Below are 23679 nucleotides of genomic sequence, written 5' to 3' on the forward strand. Positions count from 1 at the left end.
ACGGTCGAATAAAGCATGCGGTAGCTCGAATTACTGCGGGGACGGTCGAATAAAGCATGCGGTAGCTCGAATTACTGCGGGGACGGTCGAAAGTAAGAAGACTAATCTCATTACTCCCCATTTAAATTGTCCAAACGATAATATTAATTTGGTCTAAACGAAGTACGCTAAAGCTAGCTTTATTTAATAAAATATGAGGTGGTTAATTTGAAACAATATCATGATTATTATCAAAATCTATTAAAAAGACTTTGTAAAGCTGATAATATTTCTCCTCGAAAACCTAGGTTTGAAAATATTGAAGATCTAGTAATAATTCATGTTAAAAATCATTTGAAAGAAGGAGTAGATTTAGAATGTTTTAAGATTTTAAATCTTATTTATCAAACAGTCGTACCTTTAGGTATAAAATTCAATCAACAGTTATATTTATATCCAAATGGAGATAGATTAGATAGAGTAGCGATAACCTTTAACAAAGATGATTATATACTTTTAAACAAAAAACTAGAAACTGGAGAGATATGAATAATTAATACATATTGGAGATGGCCTCCCTCTATGGTGGGCTATTTTTTTAGGTTTTCCTCATTGTTTTAGGTATGTCGGCTTGGCCGGAAAGGGAGCGGATTTCTGAAATCACCTGCAACTTTCTTTAAATAAAAAAACTGCAGGCAAACTCGCTTTTCTTCGAGTTTGTCTACAGTCTGAAACGACTATCGAGTCCCAAGGGACCTTTAATTCATTTGAGATTTATGCCATTTCCATGCACTTTCAATAATCTCTTCCAAATCTATTGATGCCTTCCATCCAAGTTCTTCATATATCTTATTAGCAGAAGCAACCAGACGGGCTGGATCACCAGGGCGTCGGTCTGCATACTCTATGGTCGGTTTCACTCCTGTGACTTTTTCGCAAGTGTCGATTACATCCTTAACCGAAAATCCTTTTCCATTCCCAAGATTGTAGGTGGCCGTATCCTTCTTCCCGGACAATAGGGCTTGAAGCGCGATTATATGAGCTTGAGCTAAATCCGTTACATGAATATAATCACGGATGCAAGTGCCATCTTCTGTGTCATAGTCCGTACCAAACACGGAAATCTTATCACGTTGACCTAATAAATGCTGTAAAATAATGGGGATCAGGTGTGTTTCCGGATCATGGCTTTCACCGATTTCTGCCGACACATGTGCTCCAGCCGCATTAAAGTATCGCAAAACTACATAATGGAGTCCATATGCCTTTGCAAAGTCACCTAAGATTTGCTCTACCATCAATTTCGAGCGGCCATATGGATTAATCGGATTAGTTGGCTGATCTTCATCAATCATATCTACATTTGGTATCCCGTATGTAGCTGCCGTTGATGAAAAAATGAAATTCTTAACATCATGCTTGAGCATGGTATTCAATAATGTAAGAGTTGCACCAACATTATTCTCATAGTATTTATAAGGGTCTTGAACAGACTCACCAACCAAGCTATTAGCAGCAAAGTGCATAACGGCTTTAATGGGATATTTAAGGAATATTTCATTCAAAACCGCTTCGTCCCCTAAATTCCCTTCAACCAAGATGGCCTTCGAATCGACCAGCGAACGAAAACCGGTTGAGAGATTATCCAGAATGACAACCTCTTCTGTATTCACTAACTCTTTTACAAGATGACTTCCAATATATCCTGCACCGCCAACGACCAAAATCATATAGAATTTCCCCTTTTACTTTAAGCTTTATTCGTAACCTATTTATGTCCTTAGAGTTTGAGGGGCTCTTTTTTATTATTGAAAAGAGCCCCTCCCTTATTTTATAAGCATTTTTTGAAGGTTTCCATGGCTAATCCATTATATTGGTTGTAATCAAACTTTTCTAGTTTAGGATTATCAGTACTAACCATAGTAGATAAGCCTTTTTCAAGTCCATTTATGCTATTTTCAACAAGTAAACCATATTTACCGTTTTCCAAAACGGTTCGGTTAGCAACTATATCAGTAGCCATGATTTTCATTCCTAAAGTCATTGCCTCCAATAATACCATAGGCTGTCCTTCATAATGTGATGAAAGAACGAAACAGTCACATTTTTCCATGAACGAAAATGGATTTTCAAGCTGGCCCAAAAGATGAATGGAATGATTTAATTCCAGCTCATCAATGATTGCCTGCAAATCTTCCTTTAATGGACCTTGTCCTAAAATATACAGCTTGCTATTACTGTATTTCTCATGAAAACCTGCGAATGCACGAATCAAATTATCCTGACCTTTTTCAGGAGATAACCTTCCCATATTGACAAAATTGAAATCATTTTTATCAGGAAATGGAACGAATTGATTGTTTACTTCCAATCCATGCACTTTTTCTACGATCAACGCCTGTTCATCTATCCAACCTAGAGATATCCCGTCCAATGATATATGAGCATAAGTACCAAGTTGAGTAACCGCTTCTTTATCGAATTCCACAATCCGGCCATTAAAGGTTGGCCCATTTTCCACGACCATGGCATCTTGCAACCCATAAGGCTTATTAAAGATATTATAATTTCCTAACTTGATTTCAGCAGTGCCATGCACTTCCCGTTCTTTTAACACGATTGGCTCGTCTATCATTTCAAAGGCACCTGTATTTAGCCAGCCAATTTTCTTATTGTCTATTTCAAAAAGGTAATAGCCGCCTTTTCTGGTTCTGTTGTATCTTATGATTTTGACGGTTTGCCCTTCAAACTCGAATGCCTTAGTTACCCTTTTAGCCTTGTAATTTGGATAAGCCTTTGTCCAGATTGTATGGTCTTCCGGTTTAGTTATTTTCCCGTACTTCTGATTACCTGTGTTTATTTCCTTCAGCGTTCTATTCTCAATCTTATCAATGAATTTTTTATTGTTTTTATAGTTTCTGGATATTATATACTTTCTTTTCACCATGATTTGAAGCTTGTCACCTAAGCTCGTGTTTTCATTGATCGTACAATGTTCAAGCATGGATAAAGCTGCATTATCTATCCAACCTATTATCTTGTTTTTCACAGATATCCTGCTATAAATCGAATGTTGGGTCTTTACTTCCCTATCAATTTTTACAATGATCCCTTTAAAATCTTGACTGCCAGAAACCTTGTACGTTCCTTCAACCTTATATGGCATGGACCAAATATAGTTCGATCGAGGCCTTACTAACCTTGCAATTTTATCCAATTCCTTTTCGTAAATAATGCTGTCTGGCAACAACTCAACAGCTTCTTCACTAATCCAGCCAATTATTTGATTGTTATGACTGAATTTGTAGAAAGTATTTTGATCTGCATGGCCTTTCCTCGAAATCATGATTTCAGCTTCTTCAAATCGTTCATCCAGAGGAAATTGAGTGGCATTTGAAATTCCCGGAAGGGTATTCCAAACCTGATTATCCTTCACATTCCTTAATATCGCTCTTGCTTTGAAGTTTTCAGTGGTCAACGTATCTTCATCATTATCGCTGACTTCAGAGTTATTTGACTCGAGTTGAAGGATTTTATCCGGGTTGATAGAATTCATTACGAAATCAAATTTATCAAAGTCTGCATACTCCAATAGGTTCTTTCGGTTTAATTCCATCGTTCCCTCAGAAACACTTACAAGTTTATCAAATCGATTATATACAGAAAAAATCCCTCTTAGATTAATACGGTGAGGTCTCTTTCCATTAATGATACGCTCACTATCAGACAGTAAATCATTATGCATATAACAAACTTTCTTTTTTGCATCTGCCGCTAGCAAATATTTAGCCCAATAATGGCTATAACCACTAAAATCGATAACAAAATCAAATTTAGTTTTACCGAATAAACGTGCATGCTCTCTAATATAGGCATTTTCCGGGTAAAGCTTTTTCCCTAAGAAACCTCTTTCCCCTCTGTTATGGATGAATTTATCTTTATAGACTTCCAAAAATTTATACACAGGTAAGCCAGGTTTAAAAAGAAAACGCACATTTTTATTTACTTTGTCCATATTTTTCAAAACCTCGTATGAGTGAGGAGTGGCAGTGAAACAGCTGACATCATATTTCTCATAATCAATATTATTCATTAGGTTAAGAAAAGAGGATGTAATTCCGTTATCCCTCAATCCGCCAGGATAAATTAATATTTTTTCTTTTGAGGAATCCAGGCCAGTAATTGTGTTTAGTTCTTTCGCAGACTTATTGAAGAGATAGTTGACTATTCTCTCCGTTACATGTCCATCCTCATGGTTAGTGAATTTTTCCTGCATCTTTTTATATTTATCGGAATAACTCAATTTCACATTATTGATATCTTTAATTGCGATAGCCAATTCTTTCGAGTTAAAAAGCATCGGGCCTGGGAGTTCATCATTTTGGAGATACTGTCCCCTTTGTTCTGTATAAACGTCCGTATCCCATGTGTAAAATAGGATGGGCTTATTGGTAACAAGGAAATCAAAGAAAATGCTGGAATAATCCGTGATAAGCAAATCAACAGCAGCAAGTAATTCATTCGTATCAACATAGTCAGGTATCAATCTATCCATGATTTCTGAATGCTTGGCAGCTTCTTTATATAGAAATGGATGCACCTTGATGAATAAGTTATATTGTTCACCGATTTGACTTTGTAAATAATTAATATCGGCAATGATTTGAAGAAGGTCGTTATCCACTTTGGCAAGGTTCGTTCCCTTCCAAGTCGGAGCATATAAAATATTCTCCTTACCATCACTGATGTTCAAACCCAGGGTCCTTAGATATTCCTTATACTCCCCTGGATTCGTATTCAACGTTAAATCGATCCTCGGATATCCTTCTTCTATAATTTCACCTTTATACAATCCGTTTAACTTATAGCTATCTGTAAATATCTTGGTAGTGTGGGAATTAGGGCTCAAAATGTAATCTGCACTCAAAAAGTTCCTTACAACGTTTTGAGAGACCGAAGGGTTACCGGGTATATCAAAGCCCATATTCTTAAGGGGCGTTCCATGCCAGGTATTCATGTAAATTTGATCGCTTTTAGGTATGAAGAAGGACTGGAATGTGGAGTTATTGATTAAATACTCACTTGTTGCCAACCACTTTAAATACTCCTTTGAATTACGTTGAACAAATTTCACATTCGGCATATCCTTATATTTCGATATTACACCTGAGAGGGCACTAAAATCCTGGATTGACCAAATGTGCATGAAATCTTTAAAGTCTTGCTTTTCCAGCATATATTTAAACATCGCGTATGGACTGTCAGTCATACTGTTTCCATCACGACTCTCATATAAAATCGTGTTTTTTTGCACATTTAATTTCTCAAAATACTTCGCATATCTATTTACACGCTGATGGTTCTCCTTCAATAGAAAATTGGCAAGCGGCTGTTTAAGGAAATCGACTTTTCTTTTTATTACCTTCTTATTCACTAATAGGCATCCCCTTTTATAAATTTAGTATTCACCATTCAAAATCATGATTTCATTAACAAAAAATAACAACTATGAATGATCAATAGTTGGAGATTTTTTTTAAACTCTATTAAACTTAAAACTTAATGACTACAACCATCATTTGCTGTGTAGATAATCTTTCTTTAAACTGAAAAAATCGATTTGGCGGTAATACAGTAAATCAATAAATCATTTTTTGTTCACTGCCTTGTGCCGTTCGAGGATTTTTTCCATTTCCTTTATAATGTCATCTCTTAATTCAGGATGTTGCAGGGCAAATTCAATTGTCGTTTTCACAAAGCCATCGACAACTCCGACATCATAGCGTTTCCCTTCAAAATCGTATGCGAAAACTCTTTGGATTTCATTCAGTTTTTGGATGGCATCCGTTAACTGGATTTCACCGCCAGCTCCCGTTTCTTGCTTAGCTAAGAAATCGAATATTTCCGGAGTCAGTATGTATCTTCCCATAATGGCCAAATTGGATGGTGCCGTTCCTTGTTTGGGTTTTTCAACGAAACGATTCACTTCGTATCTTCTGCCTTCTTGGGTAAGCGGGTCAATGATGCCATATCTATGTGTCTCGTTCTCATTTACTGGCTGCACTCCAATGATGGACGAACCCGTCGCATCATATTCGTTGATTAATTGACTTAGAGAGGGTATTTCGCTTTGAACGATGTCATCGCCTAATAGTACGGCAAACGGCTCATCACCAATAAAGTTACGTGCACACCATACAGCATGTCCAAGGCCTCTCGGTTCTTTTTGCCTAATGTAGTGGATATTAGCTAAATTGGATGGGTATTGTACTTTCTCCAATAAATCGAATTTCCCTTTTTCCCTCAAGTTATTCTCTAGCTCATATGCATTATCAAAATGATCTTCTATCGCACGTTTATTCTTTCCTGTGACAATGATTATATCTTCAATTCCCGATTTCACGGCTTCTTCTATAATATATTGAATAGTTGGTTTATCCACTATTGGCAGCATCTCTTTTGGCATTGCCTTCGTAGCAGGTAAAAATCTAGTTCCCAATCCCGCTGCAGGTATAATAGCCTTTTTAACTTTTTTCATTCTTTTGTAACTCCTCCACATTAATATAAAACTACAAAATTTACTTATTCACCCTTTTCATAGTAACATAGACTTGTTTTTTGTAAATATGTTAGCATGAAACATTTGTAATCCCATATATAATTGCAACTTTTCCCCAAAACCATCTTCAGAAAATATAAAGGCCTTTTCCCGATGAAAACAGGAAAAGGCCTTATTTTCTTCAATATATATGGCTGTCAGGTCCAAGGGTCTGACTTATGTAGCACTATCGATTATCCCATTAATTTTTTCCATGAAAGCATTCATGACCTGCTTCAATTTCAGCTCGGCTGATTCCATCTTTTCACCTTGGACCCCGAAATAGAATTTGATTTTAGGTTCTGTGCCAGATGGACGTAAGCATACCCATGTACCATCCTCAAGGAAGTACTTAATTACATTTGATTTAGGTAAATCAATGACTTCTTCCTTATTGGTGCCCATGTTGAGCTTCACGCCACTTTGATAATCCTCTTGAATCGTTACAGCTTTTCCGGCTATATGCTTTGGAGGAGCATTGCGGAATTGATTCAATATCCCTTGAATCTGCCCAGCGCCTTCAATCCCCTTTAAAGTCAATGACTGAAGTCCCTCCAGGTAATATCCGTACTCTTCAAAAATATTAAGCAATCCTTCATATAGGTCCATGCCCTGTTTTTTATAGTAGGCACAAACTTCCACCGCAAGAATGGCCGCTTGGATCGCATCTTTATCACGGGCAAAATCCTTGATTAAATAACCATAACTTTCTTCATATCCGAATAAGAAAGTATGCTTACCGCTTTCCTCATATTCGTTGATCTTTTCAGCGATGAATTTAAAACCCGTTAATACATCAACGGTCCCTAAACCATATTCCTTTGCGATTCTGCGGCCTATTTCAGAGGTTACTATCGTTTTTAAGACAACTCCATTTTCAGGTAAAGTGCCTTTAGATTTCTTTTCTTTCAAAAGATAATCCAATATTAGTGCACCTGTTTGATTACCTGTAAGCACCACATATTCGCCATCTTTATTTTTAACGGCGATACCGAGTCGATCTGCATCAGGATCTGTTGCGATCAAGAGGTCTGCCGATACCTCATTTCCTAATTCAATGGCCATTTCAAATGCTGCATGCTCTTCAGGGTTCGGGGATTTGACTGTCGAAAAATTGGGATCAGGCAATTCCTGCTCTTTTACAACATGTACCTTGTCGTATCCCAGATCTTGTAAAGCCCTTCTAACCGACTTATTTGCCGTGCCATGAAGCGGTGTGAATACTACAGTCACATCAACTTCTTCACTTAGGTTTTTATTTTCGGGCACAGTAAGCAATTTATCATTATAAGCAGTATCGATTTCCTCTCCGACCATCTTGATGAGGCCTTGCGCTTTCAATGTATCTTCATCTTTTACCGAAATGGCAAGTTCATTTTCAATCGCATTCACGAATTCAATCACTTTATCAGCCGTTGCCGGAGGAAGCTGGGCACCATCTGGCCCGTACACTTTATAGCCATTATATTCAGGGGGATTATGACTTGCTGTGATAACGATCCCAGCATAAGCATTCAGTTCACGAACGGCAAAGGATAACTCTGGCGTTGGTCTTAACTCATCGAATAAATAAGCCTTGATACCTTCTGTAGCCAGGGTCTTGGCTGCTTCCAAGGCAAATTCAGGCGATTTGAAACGTGAATCGTAGGCAATCGCGACACCTCTGCGTTTTGCTTCATCACCCATCGATTGCAGATAATGGGCTAATCCCAATGTTGCTTTACGGACTGTATATAGATTCATCCGATTGGTACCTGCCCCAATTTCCCCGCGCATACCGCCTGTGCCGAATTCCAAGTTCTTATAAAACGCATCTTCAATATTTTTTTCATCATCTTGCATCTTGTTAAGTAATGATTTCATTTCCTCATCAAGGTTTTCGAAATTCACCCATGAGTGGTAAGAACATTTCCAATCCATCTTCACATAGTCCTTCTTTCTTTCTAGTTCCCCTTGGAAAATCTAGATGTTTTCACTAAAAAATAACAGTTACCACTGAAATAAAAAAAAAGCCGTTCATACGACTTTCTTCGCTATATTATCAGCAATAAATAGACATCAGTCAATATTCTCAACATAAAAAATTTGTTGGAAGGCAAAAATAGAGGATGGCGATGTTGCGATGATCGTGGACATCACCGCCTGTAAACAGGAGCGATGTCCACTATGATGGATCACCTTACAAATTATTCAGCTTCGGCAACAACGGTGAAGCGTTGGTTGATGTGTTGCGGGTTTTCAATTTCATCAAGTACTGCAAGGGCAAAATCGGCGTAACTTACATAACTCTCACCCTTTGAGTTTACAAGAAGGTTGTCTCTACCCAATTTATACCCTCCGGTTCTATTTCCTTGCGGATCAAAGAAGGCTGAAGGACTGATGAACGTCCATTGGATCCCAGTGGCATTTTGTAAATCCTCAAGGTTCTTGGATTGATTATATGCCGTTGCAAAGTATTCTTTAGGGAATTCAGGCGTTTCCAGTACACGTGTCGTTTTCGCCTCGTCAACGAAAAGGCTACCAGCTCCGCCAACAACGATCAGTTTAGTTTTAGGAGCCCCTTTCATGGCGTCAATTAGGATTTTTCCTGCATCCACATGCAGATGTTCTTTCCCTGGAGCAGCGCCAAAGGCATTCACTACCACATCAAATTCTTTAATATCTTCCGCTTTCAGAGCGAATAGATCCTTTTCCAGTACGGATGCACCTTGAATTTGGACTTTGGCTTCATCTCTGACAATGGCCGTAACTTCATGTCCCCTAGTCAATGCTTCCTTTAAAATCAGACTTCCAGCTTTTCCGCTCGCACCTATAATACCTATTTTCATTTTCAAATTCCTCCTATATGTTTTTGATTTTTTAATTGTAATCGAATTACTTACATGTAATAATATAAGTTACAGGTTGCTGTTTTGTCAACTTATTTATCGAGGAAGTATTTCGATGATATATTGCGATTTTCGTCGATATATTTCATTTTTCGGAGATATATCCCGATTTTCGCTGATATATTGCAATTTCCGATAGATATATCCCGGTTTTCGCTGATATATTGCCATTTCCGATAGATATATCCCGGTTTTCGTCGATATATTGTAATTTCCGATAGATATATCCCGGTTTTCGTCGATATATTGTAATTTCCGATAGATATATCCCGATTTTCGCTGATATATTGCAATTCCCGATAGATATATCCCGGTTTTCGTCGATATATTGCCATTTCCGATAGATATATCCCGATTTCCGTTGATATATTTCATTTTTCGGAGATATATCCCGATTTTCGTCGATAAAAAAAGCACCATTCCTTGCAGACACAAGGAATGGTGCACTTATTGATCAGTTCTTTCCATTCTTCCTCATTAGCAATCCCATACAGATAGTAATGAGAGTAAAAGCAATAAAAGCCAAAAACGGGATCGTGATGAATCCTAGCCAATTTATATACTCGCCTGAGCAGGGAACACCGCTTTGGCACATTTCGAAATGCTGTAGGGCCGGAATTTTTTGCAGACTATAGTGATACCCTGACACCAACATGCCCAAAATCGATAATGGGAGGATGTATCGATGGATTTTCAGGTCTTGCTCATAAAAGGCCCGGCCCAATAAAATAACGAGCGGGTACATCAAGATCCTTTGATACCAACAAAAGGTACAAGGTACATAATGGAGAATCTCACTAAAGTAGAGACTTCCAGCAGTGGCAATGATGGATAGGATCCACGAAAATAATAGTGGTTTGTTCATCACTATTTCTCCTTCGCTGCATCATCAACCATTTTCACTAAATCATCAATTGTATTTCCTTCAAACTTCTTGCCATTGACAAATAAGGAAGGTGTTCCAGAAACGCCCAATTCGTCGGCCAACTCCATATCCTTGTTCCATTGGTCCTCGGACTTTTCGGCTTTAAAAGAGGAAACGACCTTTTTCACATCTTTGTCATTTGCGATTTCTTTCAATGTTTCTTCTAGGAATTTATCCGTAAAGACATCTTCCTTTTCATATTTCAAGTCATCTGGCTGCTTATCGTACAACAGCTCATGAAATTTCCAAAAGGTATCATTTCCTAATTCTTGATAAACACTTTCCGCAAATTTAGCGGATCTGGTTGAATCGACGTTAATGAACGAATAATTCATGAAATAAAATTGCGCTTTTCCTGTTTCGATCAGTTCACTTTGTATGGAAGGAAAGAATTGTTCCTCGAATGTCTTACATACTGGACATTTATAATCACCAAATTCCACTATTTGGACAGGAGCCGATTTTTCTCCCAAATAAGGCTGTGATTTATAATCGATTTCATTAACGGCTGTATCTTCGTCCTTCCCATTTGCTAAAAATATAAAGCCAATAATGATTACAGCGATTAACCCTATGATCCAAAACGTGAATGCAGAAGATTGTTTTTGATTACCCTTTTTTTTATTAGCCATCATATACCTCCATCACTTGTAGTTGTGTCGATATTCCTTTTCCAGCCATAGCGGCCGATTTCAGTTCCCCCTTCCTGTAGCCTTCACCTGTAACTGATTCATTTACACGTTATAATATAAGTTTCATCATGATGGTTTGTCAATTACACATACCTTTTATTTTTGCCTTTGCAAAAACGGCGTGACTTGACAAGGAAACGGTTAATGGATAAATATTATTCTTGCAGGCCATTATAACTTGTAACCACTTGAATTACATGTTGAATAATTTATACTATATAAGAATAGAGATTTTAAAGGAGAGAAAAAAGAGATGTCCATCAGTACCCGCTTTTCCGTAGGAATCCATATATTATCTCTTTTAGAAATAAACAAAGAAGGCGTTAACACTTCTGATTTTATAGCAAAAAGTGTAAACACAAACCCAGCCTTAATCAGAAAAATCACCGGCATGCTGAAGAATGCAGGTTTAGTGAACGTTCGGCCGGGTATCGCCGGAGCGACATTGGCCAAGGACTTATCAGATATTACTTTGCTCGATGTTTATCAGGCTGTTAACGTTGTCTCCGATAAAGAATTATTTGGAATCCATGAAAATCCTAATCCAGCATGCACAGTTGGAAGAAATATACAAGATACAATAGAGCCCATCTTTTCAGTCGCTGAACTTGCCTTGGAAAAGGCGCTTGGAGTGGTGACTATAGAGGATGTCGTTAGAGGTATTCTGGAAAAGGATAAAAACTAAATAGCAAAAAAACACATGAGTCGGACTCATGTGTTTTTTCCTGTTTTCTTATTTATACTTAGGAACTTCAATCGTCATTTTATAGGAATCTAGTAAACTATACAAATTATAAATCTGTTTCACTTGTTTTGTTGCCCAGCCAATATCAGTTGCATACTGGTGTGAAGCATTTCCATTTTTCTCTGCAGCTGTAGGATTCCATCTCATTTTGTAAAGCGTGTCCTGTCCAGCAGAGATATACCCTTTGGCGATGAATTCGGCACCGCCTATAATGGCCGCTTCCGTGGTGAACCAGCCTGCTTTATATGCGTATTGAGCGCCGCTGCTTACCGCTGTTCCGTCAAAAGCTCCCACTCCGTACATATTATAGACCGTTTTCCCATTCACCTTAACTCCAGTTGCTAACGGTGAAGTACCATTCCCGGTCTCCAGCAAAGCATGTGAAATCAGGTAAATTTCATTGACCCCATATTTTTCCCCTGCCGTAGTGAAGGTCGCAGCTTGGCCTTGTAAAATCCCTTTACCTGAAAGGATTCTAGCGTTCACTTCAGAAACGTTCATGTTGGTGACCTGGGAGAGCTTAACGAACTGGAACGATTTGATTGGATCATTCACAAAATTATCTGGGTTGAGATTATAGTTTATATCATCCGGACTGGCATTTACCCATGTCTTGTTATAACTCACTTCATACCAATAGTATCCGTCAGAGCCCTTTACTTTTGATTTAATATTCAATGATTGATTGTTGCTGACGGCACCGACTGCCCAATAATTAGATCCAGCTCCGCCCCTAACACGCCATCCGCTTCCTTTTACCGTTCCCTTTGTTGAATTGATTAAAGTTAACCCATCCTCACGTATGTAGGTTTTATACGTTTTATCCGTTTGACCATTTACGGCCATTTGAATTTCAACCATCTTGTCCATCGTAAGATTGTACTCTTTATCGATCCTGATTATCGATCCATTCGAACTTCCTGGACCTTGTGCTTTAGCAGTTAAATATTGCGTACTGACATATCCCGTTTTTCCATTAGCCGTGACCCTTGACCAACCATTGGACTCAGAATACACCGTTACGGCCGTATTGTTTACGAGTTTGGCTATAATTGAAGCGGAAGCTGATGCAAAAGAGCGCATATTAAGACTGGAGCCATCATTCACTCTTACATATTTAACTAACGTGGTTTCTTCCTCGTCTGGATTGAGATTCGGGCTTTCCGGTACAGAACCAGGCTTCGTTGCTGATAGATATTGCGTATTGACATAACCTTCTCCGCCATACGCTTTTATTTTTGACCAGCCATTTGATTCCGAGATGACTTCCACCTTCACACCCTTTGCCAATTTCACAATAACGGAAGCACTTTCTGACGGTTTATTCCGCATATTCAGAGAACCAGAGCTTACATTTACATATTTCACCGTCGTTTTTTCAGGTATGGAGGGTTTGGCTTCTGGCTTTGTTGTTGAAAGAAAGTCAGCACTGACATACCCATCTTGCCCATTGGCTTTGATTTTCGCCCAACCTTTGGATTCCGAATACACCGTTACTTGCGTTCCTTTTGAAAGCTTCGCGACTATGCTGGCACTTTCCGACCCGCTTTTTCTCATATTAAGCGTTCCTGAGCTTACATTGACATATTTCGTCGTCGTTTTATCAGGTATGGAGGGCGTGGTTTCCGTTCCTGGTTTTGTTGTCGATAAATATCTGGCGCTGACATGTCCGTCTTTTCCATTGGCCTTGATCTTCGCCCAGCCTTTGGATTCCGAATATACCGTCACTTTCGTTCCTTTTGAAAGCATCGAAACTATGCTTGAACTTGCTGTACCACTTTTTCGCATATTAAGTAAACCCGTGTTCACATATTTCGTCGTCGTTTTTTCTGGGGTGGCTACTGTGGATCCCGATCCCGGCTTTGACGTCGATAGATATTTGGTGCTGACATATCCGTCCTTTCCATTGGCTTTGACTTTCCCCCAGCCTTTGGATTCCGAATACACCGTCACTTTCGTTCCTTTTGAAAGCCTCGCGACTATGCTTGAACTTTCTGTACCACTTTTTCGCATATTGAGTGAACCCGTGTTCACATATTTTATCGTCGTTTTTTCAGGTGTGGCTACTGTAGATCCCGATCCCGGCTTTGCAGCAGACAGGTATTTGGTGCTGACATAACCGTCTTTTTCATTGGCTTTGATTTTTGCCCAGCCATTGGATTCCGAATACACCGTCACTTTGGTTCCTTTTGAAAGCCTCGTAATTATGCTTGAACTTACTGTCGCCGCGCTTTTTCGCATATTGAGCGTGCTTGCATTGACATATTTTGTCGTCGTTTTAACGGTTGCCGCAGCCTTGGTTACCGTTCCAGGCTTCGTTGCCGATAGATACTTCGTACTGACATATCCGTCTTTTCCATTGGCTTTGATCTTCGCCCAGCCTTTGGATTCCGAATACACCGTTACCTGTGTGCCTCTTGTCAGCTTCGCGACTACGCTTGCACTATCTGCCCCACTTTTTCGCATAATAAGTGAACCTGTGCTCACATTCACATATTTCATTGTCGTTTTAACGGGTGCCGCAGCTTTGGTCACCGTTCCAGGCTTCGTTGCCGATAAATACTTGGTACTGACATATCCGTCTTTTCCATTGGCTTTGATCTTCGCCCAGCCTTTGGATTCCGAATACACCGTTACCTGTGTGCCCCTTGTCAGCTTCGCGACTACGCTTGCACTATCCATTCCACTTTTGCGCATATTGAGTGAACCTGTACTGACATTCACATATTTCTCTGCCGTTTTAATGGTTACTGCAGCTTTAGTTAAAGTACCTGGCTTCGTTGCCGATAAATACTTGGTACTGACATATCCATCTTTTCCATTGGCTCTGATCTTCGCCCAGCCTCTGGATTCCGAATATACGGTTACTTGTGTGCCTTTTGCCAGCTTTGCAACTATGCTTACACTATCCCCACCAGTTTTTCTCATATTTAGCGAACCGGAATTTACATTTACAAACATGACGCTTTTTTCAATATTGGCATGCTCTGCTTGTAGTGGAGCTGCAGATATTTTTTCTTCGAAAGCAACTGTAGACAACACTGCAAAACAGAAAGTTGGTATAATTAATTTCTTCATCTCATTCTCCCTACTAAAGAATTATATTTTTAACATTTATTTAAATATCGGTTAAATTTAGTATGATAATATAGGCAATTGTGCTTATTCGTTAAAAATATAACATATTCCTTTAGATCTATAGAGAGATGGACGAGATTGTAACACAACAGTAAACTAATAGACATTTAAGTAATTAATTAGTAACATTAGAAATGCAATCCATTTCACTAAGTTCCATAAGAAGCGGATACAAGCTTAATGACGTAAAATAAGATATTTTGAAATAATTCATTCATACTCATAGTAATGTTTATGAGACGAGCATCTTTCTACGCATACCGAATATACATAAAGGGTAAGCCTACAATCCTTATATTTGACGGATCGAGGCCATAACCTATATAATTACTGTATATAACCTATATGAATCCTTCTGTTAAGGGGAGTAGCTATACAATAAAGTCGTCAGTACAGGATTTAATCCTCGGCTTTATTGGCAACTGATTTTAGTTGTTTGCAAGACCTTGCCGATTATTTGGTGAGGTCTTTTTAATTTTTTAAAGACGGTATAACCAAAAATCGGTTATACCGTCTTTTTTAATCGAAAAAATTGCACAATAGAGGTGAAAAGTATGCAGAACTATAATGAATTAGCTCAAAGCGTTAAGATTTCCGATGATAAAAAGCATATATTGCTTGATGCCGACCCATCTTTATCACTTATCGGAAAAGGCCGCAGCGCTTATGTATTCCGAATACATTCCACCAATAAAGCACTAAAAGTATTTTTCCCGGACCATACTCACACAGCTAAAGTAGAAGCTGAAATATACAAAACCGTTCAATCGATCGATTACTATCCAACCCTATATGATGCGGGGGTAAATTATCTGGTAATAGATCACATCGAAGGCAACACCCTTTTTGAATGTTTAACATTGGGAATCCCAATAACGGAAGAAAATATCAAGGAGATTGACCATGCCTTACAATTAGCAAGGAAAGAGGGATTGAACCCTTCTGATATTCATTTACGAAACATCTTCATCACTTCCGAAAAGAAGGTGAAGATCATTGACGTTGCGAGGTTTAAGCAAGTGAAATCCTGCAATCAGTGGCACGACCTGAAAAGTGCTTTTCACCTTTTCTATTCGAAGTCATTTTTTCCGAAGAAAATCCCAGGCTTCATACTGAATTCCATTGCAGCGATTTATAAAAAGAGATTCTTGCCCATCTGATCATATCACTATAAAAAAATCACATTGGAGGCACATATGAAAAAAATCATGACCATTGCTTTACTGTCCATCCTTACATTAAGCGGATGCTCGCTTTTGGGAGAAGTCAATTCATCATTGGAGTATGCAGATAATGCCACGGAGTATATAAGTACCGTTAAGGAATTTTCCAATGAGGTGCCCGCATTGTCACAAGACGCCGTCGCGAATACCGAAGCAAGAGCAAATCTTGAAAAAGAACTGGAATTAATGAAAACGGAGATTGAAGAATTCAATTCAACTGAACCACCCCAAATCGCTGAAGGCATCCATGAGAAGATCGTCAGCTCAAATCAACAGCTTTCAGATGGAATTGAATTATACTTGAATAATATTGAAAATGGCCAAATTGACCCTAAGGCATTGGAAGATTCAGAGATAATGAAATCAATCGATAATATAACAGGATTGGCAAAGCAAATTGAAGAGTTGGGTAATTAAGCAGCCTGCTCCATTAAAATGAAGAACTCCTCGTACCGATGTCCCTTTTAATTTCAAGGAATTATGAATAAAAAAGGAATGTTCGGAACAAATTATTGACATGAAACCAAAAGGTTTTATATAATCGATAAAGCGAAACCAATTGGTTTTATATTTTTAATTAAATAGGAGAATCAGTATGGAAAATCAACATACATTACAAGATATCAAAAAGACGATTATTCTTGAAGCACCCATCCAAAAAGTTTGGGATACAGTTTCGACTGCCGAGGGTATAGCTTCATGGTTCATGCCAAATGATTTTCAACCGAAAGTTGGACATGAGTTCCATGTCCAATCACCTTTTGGTCCTTCTCCTTGTAAGGTATTAGAGTTAGATGCTCCTCATCGGCTTTCATTCGCTTGGGATACGGACGGTTGGATCATATCGTTCACTTTAAAAGAACTGGATGGCAAAACGGAGTTTACCCTTATTCATGGTGGTTGGAAAGAGCCTGACACGATTCTTCCGAAACCGAACGAAAAAAGCTCAGTCATTCGCGATAGAATGGATCATGGCTGGGAACAGATCGTTAATCAAAATCTTAAAAAGGCTGTTGAGGGCTAAGTGTCTGCAGCAGAAAAGCATGATGTATTTCAGGCTATCGCGGACCCAACCCGCCGAAAGGTCCTGCAATTGCTTGCTGAAGGTGATTTACCCATTTCAGAAATCACTTCTCACTTTTCCATGAGCCGTACAGCGATTGCCAAGCATCTTCATATCCTTTCTGAAGCTGAATTGGTCAGTGGCCGGAAGGTAGGAAGAGAGAAACGCTTTCGGCTTCATCCAGAACCTTTAGCGGAATTGAAACAGTGGCTTTCTTTTTACGATCAATTTTGGGATAACAAACTATCCATCCTTAAACATGTGATTGAAAATCCAAGGGAAAATGGATTTAATGCCGCCGAAAAAGACAAGGACACGGATGAACAATCATAATGAAGAACCCCCCGGCGCATTGCACCGGGGGGTTTTCTTCATTAATTTATGCATCCATCTCAATATTGTGTTCTTTGCGCTTCCTGATGATCATCGTTAGCAACAACAGTAAATTAAATACAATTATGCATCCAGTAAGGAACACGATACTCGTTGTCAATGCATCCGCTCCAAGGCTCGTACTCATCGCCTGACGGAAGCCCATGACTGAGTATGTCATTGGTATGAACGGGTGAACATGACTGAAGAAGTTATTGGTCAGTTCCACAGGGAACATTCCTCCGCTTGCTCCTAGCTGTAATACAAGGAATATCATCGCTAATAAACGACCTGGATTTCCAAATCCTACAGTTAAGAAAGTAACGATGAACATGAAAGTAAGGGAAGTCAATATGGAAACCCCTATGAATTGCCCCATGTTCTCGACCTGTAAATCCATTCCCCAAATCATGATTGCATCCAATACTAATGCTGAAATCGTGGCTTGTATAAATAGGACCGTAAATTTACTGAACCACCAAGCCGCTCCTGATGTAGGTCTTGTAGATGGCTTGCCTGTCGGGTATCCCATATTGAAGGCAATCGCTCCTACAAATAACCCTAGAGACAATACGTAAGGAGCCAGAGCATGACCATAATTAGGCACCTCACTGCTTTTTTGTTCTTTAACCTGTGTCGGCTCAGCAATCATGCTGTAATTATCATCGGTTGTTTTATTTCCCCTTATTTCTTCTGCACCATCACTTAGTTTTTCCGAAAGTTCGACCGTTCCATCTTTTAGTGAGGAGATTCCATCACCCAATTTATGTGAACCTTCAGCTAGTGCCGATGAACCTTCATTGATCTTACCTGCGCCTTCAGCAAGTTGGATCACCCCATTGCTTAAAGTAGGCAGATTGCTTGCCAATTGTTCAGTGCCTTTAACAAGTGCTGATGAGCCATCGTTCAAGGATGCTGAGTTGGCATTCAGTTGATTGGCTCCATTAGCAAGTTTGTTCGCACCCTCGCCAACTTTGCTAACACCAAATGCATACTTCTCCAGACCATTTCCAAAGGAGGATGACCCTGCTTGAAGTTGTGAAACTCCATCAACCAACTGACCAGATCCCTCAGTTAGTTTTGACAAGCCATTATTTAACGAGGAACCGCCTTGTGCTAACTGATTGATCCCATTCACTAGTTCCGGTGCTCGTTCATTTAAGCTTTCGGTTGCCGCCGTTAATTGATTGCTGCCTTTAACTGCTTCATTCAAGCCGCTATTTAATTGGGTTGCACCAGGAATCAATTGTTCTTCCAGTGCGTTCCTTATCGCGGTATATCCATTTAACGCTGATGCCGCGTTTGGATTGACTTTATTCACCGCATTATTTAAATTGGCCACTTGTTCTGGAAGCTGGCCTAATCCATTCAATACTGGCATTACTTTATTCGTTAATTGTGTTGATAAGTCGGATACACTTGAAGCAAGAGTCGATGCAATTTGTTTTTGTGCTTCCGCTTGCATTTGAAGTTCATTTTGAATGGCTCCGATTAATTCGGATTGTTGTTCACTGGTCATACTTTTGTATGCTTCAGTGTTTTGTACAGTATTGATTGTGCTTTGTCCATTATTCGCAATCGTTGATTGAAGTTCTGTTAAAGCTGCTTGGCTATTCTCGAGATTTGCTGTAATGCCCGATACGGTACCGGACGCACCGCTTCCTGCAGGAACCGCTTCTTGCAATTGATTTACACCGCTTTGAATGCTTGTCAGGCCTTGCTTAAGCTGACTCAGCTGTTCTTCCGCGGGCAATTGGCCATCCATCTTTTTCAGGCCGTCATTTAATGCCTGGCTTCCTTCTGAAAGTTTAGTGATTCCCTCATTTAAGCTCTGCTGACCTACTGCCATTTTTGGGATTCCCGTAGATTCGTCAGTCAGCTGGCTTGCATTTTGTGATAACTGATTCAAGCCATCATTTAAATTCGCACTGCCTGTTTGCGCTTGTGCCAATCCATTATTTAATGTTTGGGCTCCTGGAACCATTTTTGCAAGCCCTGTGGAAAGTTGGGAAGAACCTTGTATAAGCGCTCCACTATTATTAGTCAACTCCCCTGTACCAGATGCGAGTTCGTTAGCACCCGTTTGCAACTGACCGACACCAGACGTGTATTGTGAAATTCCCTTGCTTAATTCCGACGCCCCACGTTCAAGTTTATTGGCTCCTTCCAAAAACTCGCCAACGCCAATTTGAAGTTTATTCGCGCCATCTTTAAAAGTTAATGTACTAGAAGCCAATTTATTCAGATTGTCTGTAACTTCTTTGTTTCCATCATGCAGTTTTTCAGCACCGTCATCCAGTTTTGATGCCCCGTCTGCTGCATCACCGAATCCATCTCCGATTTCATCCAGTTGTGAGAAGATCGCTTCTGCATATTCCTTTGTGACACTTTCTGCAATTTCAGTTTTCAAATTATTCGTTGCCTGTTTTCCGACCGTTTCAGAAACGAAACTGCGTCCAGGATTCACATCATACGTTAAATTCATTTTTTGTGGCTTATCATCCATGACGGTTGAAGCATTTTTCGAAAAGTCCTCAGGAATGGTGACGACCATATAATATGTACCATCATCGAATCCTTTTTTCGCCGCTTTTTCCGTTACGAAATGCCATTCTAAATCATCGTTGTCCCTTAATTGCTCGATTAGCTCATCACCGACAGATAAGGTTTTACCCTCATACTCCGCCTTCACATCATTATTCACGACTGCAACAGGCAATTTACCGGTATTTCCGTATGGATTCCAAGCAGAACTTAGGAATAACCCCCCATAAATAATCGGCACGAACAGTAATACGATTGCGACCCCGATCAGTTTTCGATTTGTAAGTAAAAGCTTCCATTCTTGTTTAAGCATGTTCACTCTTTTTCACCTTTCTTTTCACGAATTAATTCACCCAATGACCCCGAATTCCAATTAACAGTCGGTATATCCGTGGTGCCAAAGCTTTCTTTAAGCAAATCTGCTACTGTTTGACTGGAAAAGAAATCCATTAAAAGTTCATCCGCCTGAGAAAACATCCGACGAAGAACGTCCATGCCCTTTTCTGCATACTCTCCATCTTTAAACGCTTTTTCTATAAGTCCTGTATCTGGAAACATCGAAATGGGGCCTTCCATCGCTTCAATAATTTCAAGGTTTTTAATCTTATCTACACTTTTGGCAAGAGAAAGGCCGCCATTATTACCAGGAACGGAAGTGATTATCTGCTTAACGACCAATTTCCTAATGATTTTCTTCAAATAAGAAGGAGACACCTCTAACCGCCTGCTGATCTCATTAGACGAAAGCGGTACATTTTTATCCTGGGTAGAGAGTATAACAATGATGCATATAGCTTGCTCGACACCTTTTGTTAATTGCAAATCAGTTCACCTCTTCAAGTATGTATGTGGATGTTTGATATCCATAATGGATATTCGGTATCTATAATTAAACCCTGTTTCAACTTAGAAATCAAGTTATTTCTAGAAAAAATTTCTAAAAAAGCGTTTTGGGTCCTCAAAACAAGGTGAACCCCGCATGACAACATCATGCGGGGTTCACCTTTGGAAGGATCTATTATAGGTCATTTAAAAATTCATTGACTGCCTCTGGAGTTTTAGCATTTGCACTGTGCAGGTGTGCAACCTTTTCTCCATTTTTAAATACTAATAAAGATGGAATTCCCATTACGGTTTGCTCTTCAGAAATCTCTGGGAACTCGTCACGATCGATTGTAAACCACTGTTTGTCTTGATGTTCTTGAGTGATCTCATCAATGAACATGTCTAAACGTTTGCAGTCTGGACACCACGTAGTCGTAAAAATCCCGACCGTCAGTCCCTCTTGTTTGATTTGTTCACGGTATTCTTGTTCTGTATTAATATTTTTCATGATTGTCTCCTCCGAGCTTTTCTTATCATCATCATACTTTAATCAATGAATATATGTACTCAAGAATTACTATATAATTTATTCCTTCCCAGTTCAAACGGTTTAACCTCGATCTATCCCACTATTGCCCGGTTTATGTTGATTGTTTATGAAAAATTCTCCTTTTTCCGTCGACAGGTATGTGATATTACTTTTTATCTAGCAATCCACAAATCAGTGTTTATTCATGAAAAAAGCCACTTTCCAGTGGTCTTTTCACTTCATTCATATTGGGAGAGTTAGTTGCCAGGAAACACCGAACTTATCGGATACCCATCCGAACTTCTTACTAAAGAAATAATCACCCAATGGCATCATCACTTGTCCGCCATCAGTTAAGCTCGCATAAAGCCTGTCAATTTCCTCTTCACTATCACATGTAAGGAATATTGAAAACGAAGGTGTAAACGTAAATTGATGCTTAACATTGCTATCGATGCACATAAATTCCTGATCCTTCAAGGTAAAGGTAGCCTGCATGACACTCCCCTCTGTACCTGATTCATTTGCACCATACCGTTTCATGCTGGTTATTTTCGATCCTTCGATTAAAGATGTGTAGTAATTCATTGCTTCTTCCGCATTTCCTTCGAACATCAAGAAAGGTGTGACCTTCATCATTCTCATCAAACCCCTTTTCATCTTTAATTAATTTCTTGCATTGAATCATGGCGCCCACCAGTTACCTGAAACCACGATCATTGTCTGTAATTTTATCGTATTGGCAAAATAATCATCATCATCTTGTTCCTGTATCGTCCGATTCCATAACTGATTAATCCATTGCTGATTGGAGGAATCAACCATGGCACTTACCAGGAATGGAGCAACGAAGCTTGTACTATTCCCTTCTTCCAAGGCTTTTCCGCTTAGCGTATAGCCCGATTGGATATTTTCAGGGTTTCCATCCGTTTCCTCTTTAATCCAATCATTCATCCGCTTTAATTGCGGCAGCGCCCTTTCATCACCAGTCAGTAAGTAATCGAGCGTATACCGCCAAGGGGTCCTGCTGCTGTTCCAGCTATAATTGCCGTCATTCTCCCCTTCTAAAAAGTCAGCTTGTGCTGGCTGATACTCTCCCTTGGATTGTACAATGAAGTCCGGCATGAGACCAGTATTGCCGCTTTTCTCCTTATAAATGGAATGAATGATCGCATAGGCCTTATCCGTAACACCTTTCCATTCATGATTCCCAGTTGCCTCCTCAAATGACTTCAATTGATTCAGAAGAAAGTCCGATGAACGAGTCGATTGTCCGTATACTTCATCTTCATCCTCCGCCCAGTCACCTAGTTTAATCAGGGACTGCGACCGATTTATCTCATTCGACATGATCGCATCCATGATGTCCTTTGCTCTGGCGAGATAGTCGATGTCCCCTTCACTCCCCCACTGGCGATCAGCCAATAATAACGAATAGGCAATATCCATATCGCCGTCAGTTGCTGAATCGGCATCCCCTGGAGTATTTATGATTTTGCCCGATTTATCCTTAACTTGCTGCCACGCCATTAATGAAGGGTCATTGTCACTTCGATGCGCTTTATAAAAACGATAAAGACCATCGAAGTACTGTTTGTCCTTGCTGCCTGCCATTATTGCCGTAACCATCATCCCATAACCGTGCGCTTCAGAAACGGTCACTGCGTTCTTGGGTTCTGCATATCCTTTATCATTGTAAAAGATATAATATTCATCATTTTTATCAGCAGGCTGCTTCAAATATTCATTTTTCCAGGTTTTATAATAATTCGCTACGGCATCATCCATCGCCTTCTGAGATAGATTGTCAGGTTTTATCGTACCCGCTTGATAGACTGTATGCTGAGGAAATGCCCTTTTACCGGCAATCTCTTTCTTTGTGGTTTGAGATACCAATGCTAGCGAGGCAATGATCACGAAAACGATCGAGCCCACCGCTATCAATAAACTTCTTTTTTTCATGGCTCGCTCCTTGGGTTATGGCGCAGTATTCACTTCTTTTTTTATGTTTGGCTATGAGCATTTCAATCTATTAACATGACTTTTCTTCCTTTCCGGAAGACAAAAGAAAAAGGGCCTACTTTATCCTTGTACAAAACATTAAGATTCATAGCCTTATTTAAAGAAAGTGATATTTAATTTACTCCTAATTATTAAT

General features: G+C 39.4%; 20 protein-coding genes. 6 read left to right on the forward strand and 14 right to left on the reverse strand.

Translation table 11 applies throughout. The features are described from left to right. The first annotated feature begins 207 nt into the window (after positions 1 to 207). Positions 208 to 528: a hypothetical protein gene (locus ACDZ29_RS06695; RefSeq protein ID WP_370016544.1), complete on the forward strand. Its 321-nt coding sequence runs from the start codon at positions 208 to 210 to the stop codon at positions 526 to 528. A 209-nt stretch (positions 529 to 737) separates the two neighbouring features. On the opposite strand, the gene galE is transcribed toward ACDZ29_RS06695, so the two are convergent. The 8 genes from galE to ACDZ29_RS06735 form a co-directional block, all read right to left on the reverse strand. Next, positions 738 to 1709 carry a UDP-glucose 4-epimerase GalE gene (gene galE / locus ACDZ29_RS06700; RefSeq protein WP_289314746.1) on the reverse strand — a complete coding sequence of 324 codons (972 nt, stop codon included), beginning with the start codon at positions 1707 to 1709 and terminating at the stop codon, positions 738 to 740. A 101-nt stretch (positions 1710 to 1810) separates the two neighbouring features. Further along, entirely contained in the window at positions 1811 to 5413 is a 3603-nt protein-coding gene (locus tag ACDZ29_RS06705) for a CDP-glycerol glycerophosphotransferase family protein (protein ID WP_375090498.1), read from the reverse strand. A 213-nt stretch (positions 5414 to 5626) separates the two neighbouring features. Next, on the reverse strand, positions 5627 to 6517 hold the full coding sequence (gene galU / locus ACDZ29_RS06710; protein ID WP_289326628.1) for a UTP--glucose-1-phosphate uridylyltransferase GalU: 891 nt from the start codon (positions 6515 to 6517) through the stop codon (positions 5627 to 5629). Between the two features lie 237 nt (positions 6518 to 6754). Then, positions 6755 to 8497 (reverse strand): phospho-sugar mutase, encoded by a 1743-nt coding sequence (locus ACDZ29_RS06715; protein ID WP_375090499.1) that lies wholly within the window; start codon positions 8495 to 8497, stop codon positions 6755 to 6757. Between the two features lie 266 nt (positions 8498 to 8763). Continuing rightward, positions 8764 to 9405 carry an NAD(P)-dependent oxidoreductase gene (locus tag ACDZ29_RS06720; protein ID WP_375090500.1) on the reverse strand — a complete coding sequence of 214 codons (642 nt, stop codon included), beginning with the start codon at positions 9403 to 9405 and terminating at the stop codon, positions 8764 to 8766. Positions 9406 to 9501: 96 nt separating this feature from the next. Further along, positions 9502 to 9840: a hypothetical protein gene (locus ACDZ29_RS06725; protein ID WP_375090501.1), complete on the reverse strand. Its 339-nt coding sequence runs from the start codon at positions 9838 to 9840 to the stop codon at positions 9502 to 9504. A 79-nt stretch (positions 9841 to 9919) separates the two neighbouring features. Further along, positions 9920 to 10330 carry a disulfide oxidoreductase gene (locus ACDZ29_RS06730; RefSeq protein ID WP_289314741.1) on the reverse strand — a complete coding sequence of 137 codons (411 nt, stop codon included), beginning with the start codon at positions 10328 to 10330 and terminating at the stop codon, positions 9920 to 9922. Between the two features lie 2 nt (positions 10331 to 10332). Then, positions 10333 to 11022: a thioredoxin domain-containing protein gene (locus tag ACDZ29_RS06735; protein ID WP_289326632.1), complete on the reverse strand. Its 690-nt coding sequence runs from the start codon at positions 11020 to 11022 to the stop codon at positions 10333 to 10335. Positions 11023 to 11335: 313 nt separating this feature from the next. On the opposite strand from ACDZ29_RS06735, the gene ACDZ29_RS06740 reads away from it, so the two are divergent. Beyond that, a complete protein-coding gene (locus ACDZ29_RS06740) occupies positions 11336 to 11767 on the forward strand; it encodes an Rrf2 family transcriptional regulator (protein ID WP_289314739.1) in 432 nt (143 codons plus the stop codon). A gap of 48 nt (positions 11768 to 11815) precedes the next feature. On the opposite strand, the gene ACDZ29_RS06745 is transcribed toward ACDZ29_RS06740, so the two are convergent. Then, on the reverse strand, positions 11816 to 14905 hold the full coding sequence (locus ACDZ29_RS06745; protein ID WP_375090502.1) for an SH3 domain-containing protein: 3090 nt from the start codon (positions 14903 to 14905) through the stop codon (positions 11816 to 11818). Positions 14906 to 15519: 614 nt separating this feature from the next. On the opposite strand from ACDZ29_RS06745, the gene ACDZ29_RS06750 reads away from it, so the two are divergent. The 4 genes from ACDZ29_RS06750 to ACDZ29_RS06765 all read left to right on the forward strand — a co-directional run bounded on the left by ACDZ29_RS06750 (position 15520) and on the right by ACDZ29_RS06765 (position 17584). After that, positions 15520 to 16125 carry a protein kinase family protein gene (locus ACDZ29_RS06750; RefSeq protein ID WP_289314737.1) on the forward strand — a complete coding sequence of 202 codons (606 nt, stop codon included), beginning with the start codon at positions 15520 to 15522 and terminating at the stop codon, positions 16123 to 16125. A gap of 36 nt (positions 16126 to 16161) precedes the next feature. Next, positions 16162 to 16605, forward strand: coding sequence for a DUF6376 family protein (locus ACDZ29_RS06755; RefSeq protein WP_289326634.1), 444 nt, complete (start codon positions 16162 to 16164; stop codon positions 16603 to 16605). A 178-nt stretch (positions 16606 to 16783) separates the two neighbouring features. After that, positions 16784 to 17212, forward strand: a complete 429-nt coding sequence (locus ACDZ29_RS06760; protein ID WP_289326635.1) for an SRPBCC domain-containing protein — start codon at positions 16784 to 16786, stop codon at positions 17210 to 17212. Then, positions 17213 to 17584, forward strand: a complete 372-nt coding sequence (locus tag ACDZ29_RS06765; protein WP_375090503.1) for an ArsR/SmtB family transcription factor — start codon at positions 17213 to 17215, stop codon at positions 17582 to 17584. Positions 17585 to 17630: 46 nt separating this feature from the next. Here the strand turns inward: ACDZ29_RS06765 and ACDZ29_RS06770 are convergent, their stop codons facing one another. The 5 genes from ACDZ29_RS06770 to ACDZ29_RS06790 all read right to left on the reverse strand — a co-directional run bounded on the left by ACDZ29_RS06770 (position 17631) and on the right by ACDZ29_RS06790 (position 23483). Continuing rightward, the gene (locus ACDZ29_RS06770) at positions 17631 to 20480 is read right to left on the reverse strand and encodes a YhgE/Pip family protein (RefSeq protein ID WP_375091109.1); all 2850 of its coding nucleotides are present in this window, start codon (positions 20478 to 20480) and stop codon (positions 17631 to 17633) included. Between the two features lie 2 nt (positions 20481 to 20482). Further along, positions 20483 to 20989: an Rrf2 family transcriptional regulator gene (locus ACDZ29_RS06775; RefSeq protein WP_289326637.1), complete on the reverse strand. Its 507-nt coding sequence runs from the start codon at positions 20987 to 20989 to the stop codon at positions 20483 to 20485. 196 nt (positions 20990 to 21185) lie between these two features. Further along, positions 21186 to 21500, reverse strand: a complete 315-nt coding sequence (locus ACDZ29_RS06780) for a thioredoxin family protein (RefSeq protein ID WP_375090504.1) — start codon at positions 21498 to 21500, stop codon at positions 21186 to 21188. A gap of 264 nt (positions 21501 to 21764) precedes the next feature. Next, positions 21765 to 22160 (reverse strand): VOC family protein, encoded by a 396-nt coding sequence (locus tag ACDZ29_RS06785; protein WP_289326638.1) that lies wholly within the window; start codon positions 22158 to 22160, stop codon positions 21765 to 21767. A gap of 45 nt (positions 22161 to 22205) precedes the next feature. Next, positions 22206 to 23483: a glycosyl hydrolase family 8 gene (locus ACDZ29_RS06790; RefSeq protein ID WP_375090505.1), complete on the reverse strand. Its 1278-nt coding sequence runs from the start codon at positions 23481 to 23483 to the stop codon at positions 22206 to 22208. Between the last annotated feature and the right edge of the window lie 196 nt (positions 23484 to 23679).

The organism is Peribacillus sp. RS7, assembly GCF_041956845.1.
GTDB lineage: Bacteria > Bacillota > Bacilli > Bacillales > DSM-1321 > Peribacillus.

Excerpts from the sequence above, each read along its gene's own strand:
- ACDZ29_RS06760 (WP_289326635.1), top strand. The coding sequence starts at position 16,784 with ATGGAAAATCAACATACATTACAAGATATCAAAAAGACGATTATTCTT.
- ACDZ29_RS06740 (WP_289314739.1), top strand. The coding sequence starts at position 11,336 with ATGTCCATCAGTACCCGCTTTTCCGTAGGAATCCATATATTATCTCTT.
- ACDZ29_RS06735 (WP_289326632.1), bottom strand. The coding sequence starts at position 11,022 with ATGGCTAATAAAAAAAAGGGTAATCAAAAACAATCTTCTGCATTCACG.
- ACDZ29_RS06785 (WP_289326638.1), bottom strand. The coding sequence starts at position 22,160 with ATGATGAAGGTCACACCTTTCTTGATGTTCGAAGGAAATGCGGAAGAA.
- ACDZ29_RS06745 (WP_375090502.1), bottom strand. The coding sequence starts at position 14,905 with ATGAAGAAATTAATTATACCAACTTTCTGTTTTGCAGTGTTGTCTACA.
- ACDZ29_RS06715 (WP_375090499.1), bottom strand. The coding sequence starts at position 8,497 with ATGGATTGGAAATGTTCTTACCACTCATGGGTGAATTTCGAAAACCTT.
- galE (WP_289314746.1), bottom strand. The coding sequence starts at position 1,709 with ATGATTTTGGTCGTTGGCGGTGCAGGATATATTGGAAGTCATCTTGTA.
- ACDZ29_RS06770 (WP_375091109.1), bottom strand. The coding sequence starts at position 20,480 with ATGCTTAAACAAGAATGGAAGCTTTTACTTACAAATCGAAAACTGATC.
- ACDZ29_RS06780 (WP_375090504.1), bottom strand. The coding sequence starts at position 21,500 with ATGAAAAATATTAATACAGAACAAGAATACCGTGAACAAATCAAACAA.
- ACDZ29_RS06790 (WP_375090505.1), bottom strand. The coding sequence starts at position 23,483 with ATGAAAAAAAGAAGTTTATTGATAGCGGTGGGCTCGATCGTTTTCGTG.
- ACDZ29_RS06755 (WP_289326634.1), top strand. The coding sequence starts at position 16,162 with ATGAAAAAAATCATGACCATTGCTTTACTGTCCATCCTTACATTAAGC.
- galU (WP_289326628.1), bottom strand. The coding sequence starts at position 6,517 with ATGAAAAAAGTTAAAAAGGCTATTATACCTGCAGCGGGATTGGGAACT.
- ACDZ29_RS06730 (WP_289314741.1), bottom strand. The coding sequence starts at position 10,330 with ATGAACAAACCACTATTATTTTCGTGGATCCTATCCATCATTGCCACT.
- ACDZ29_RS06720 (WP_375090500.1), bottom strand. The coding sequence starts at position 9,405 with ATGAAAATAGGTATTATAGGTGCGAGCGGAAAAGCTGGAAGTCTGATT.
- ACDZ29_RS06725 (WP_375090501.1), bottom strand. The coding sequence starts at position 9,840 with ATGAAATATATCAACGGAAATCGGGATATATCTATCGGAAATGGCAAT.
- ACDZ29_RS06750 (WP_289314737.1), top strand. The coding sequence starts at position 15,520 with ATGCAGAACTATAATGAATTAGCTCAAAGCGTTAAGATTTCCGATGAT.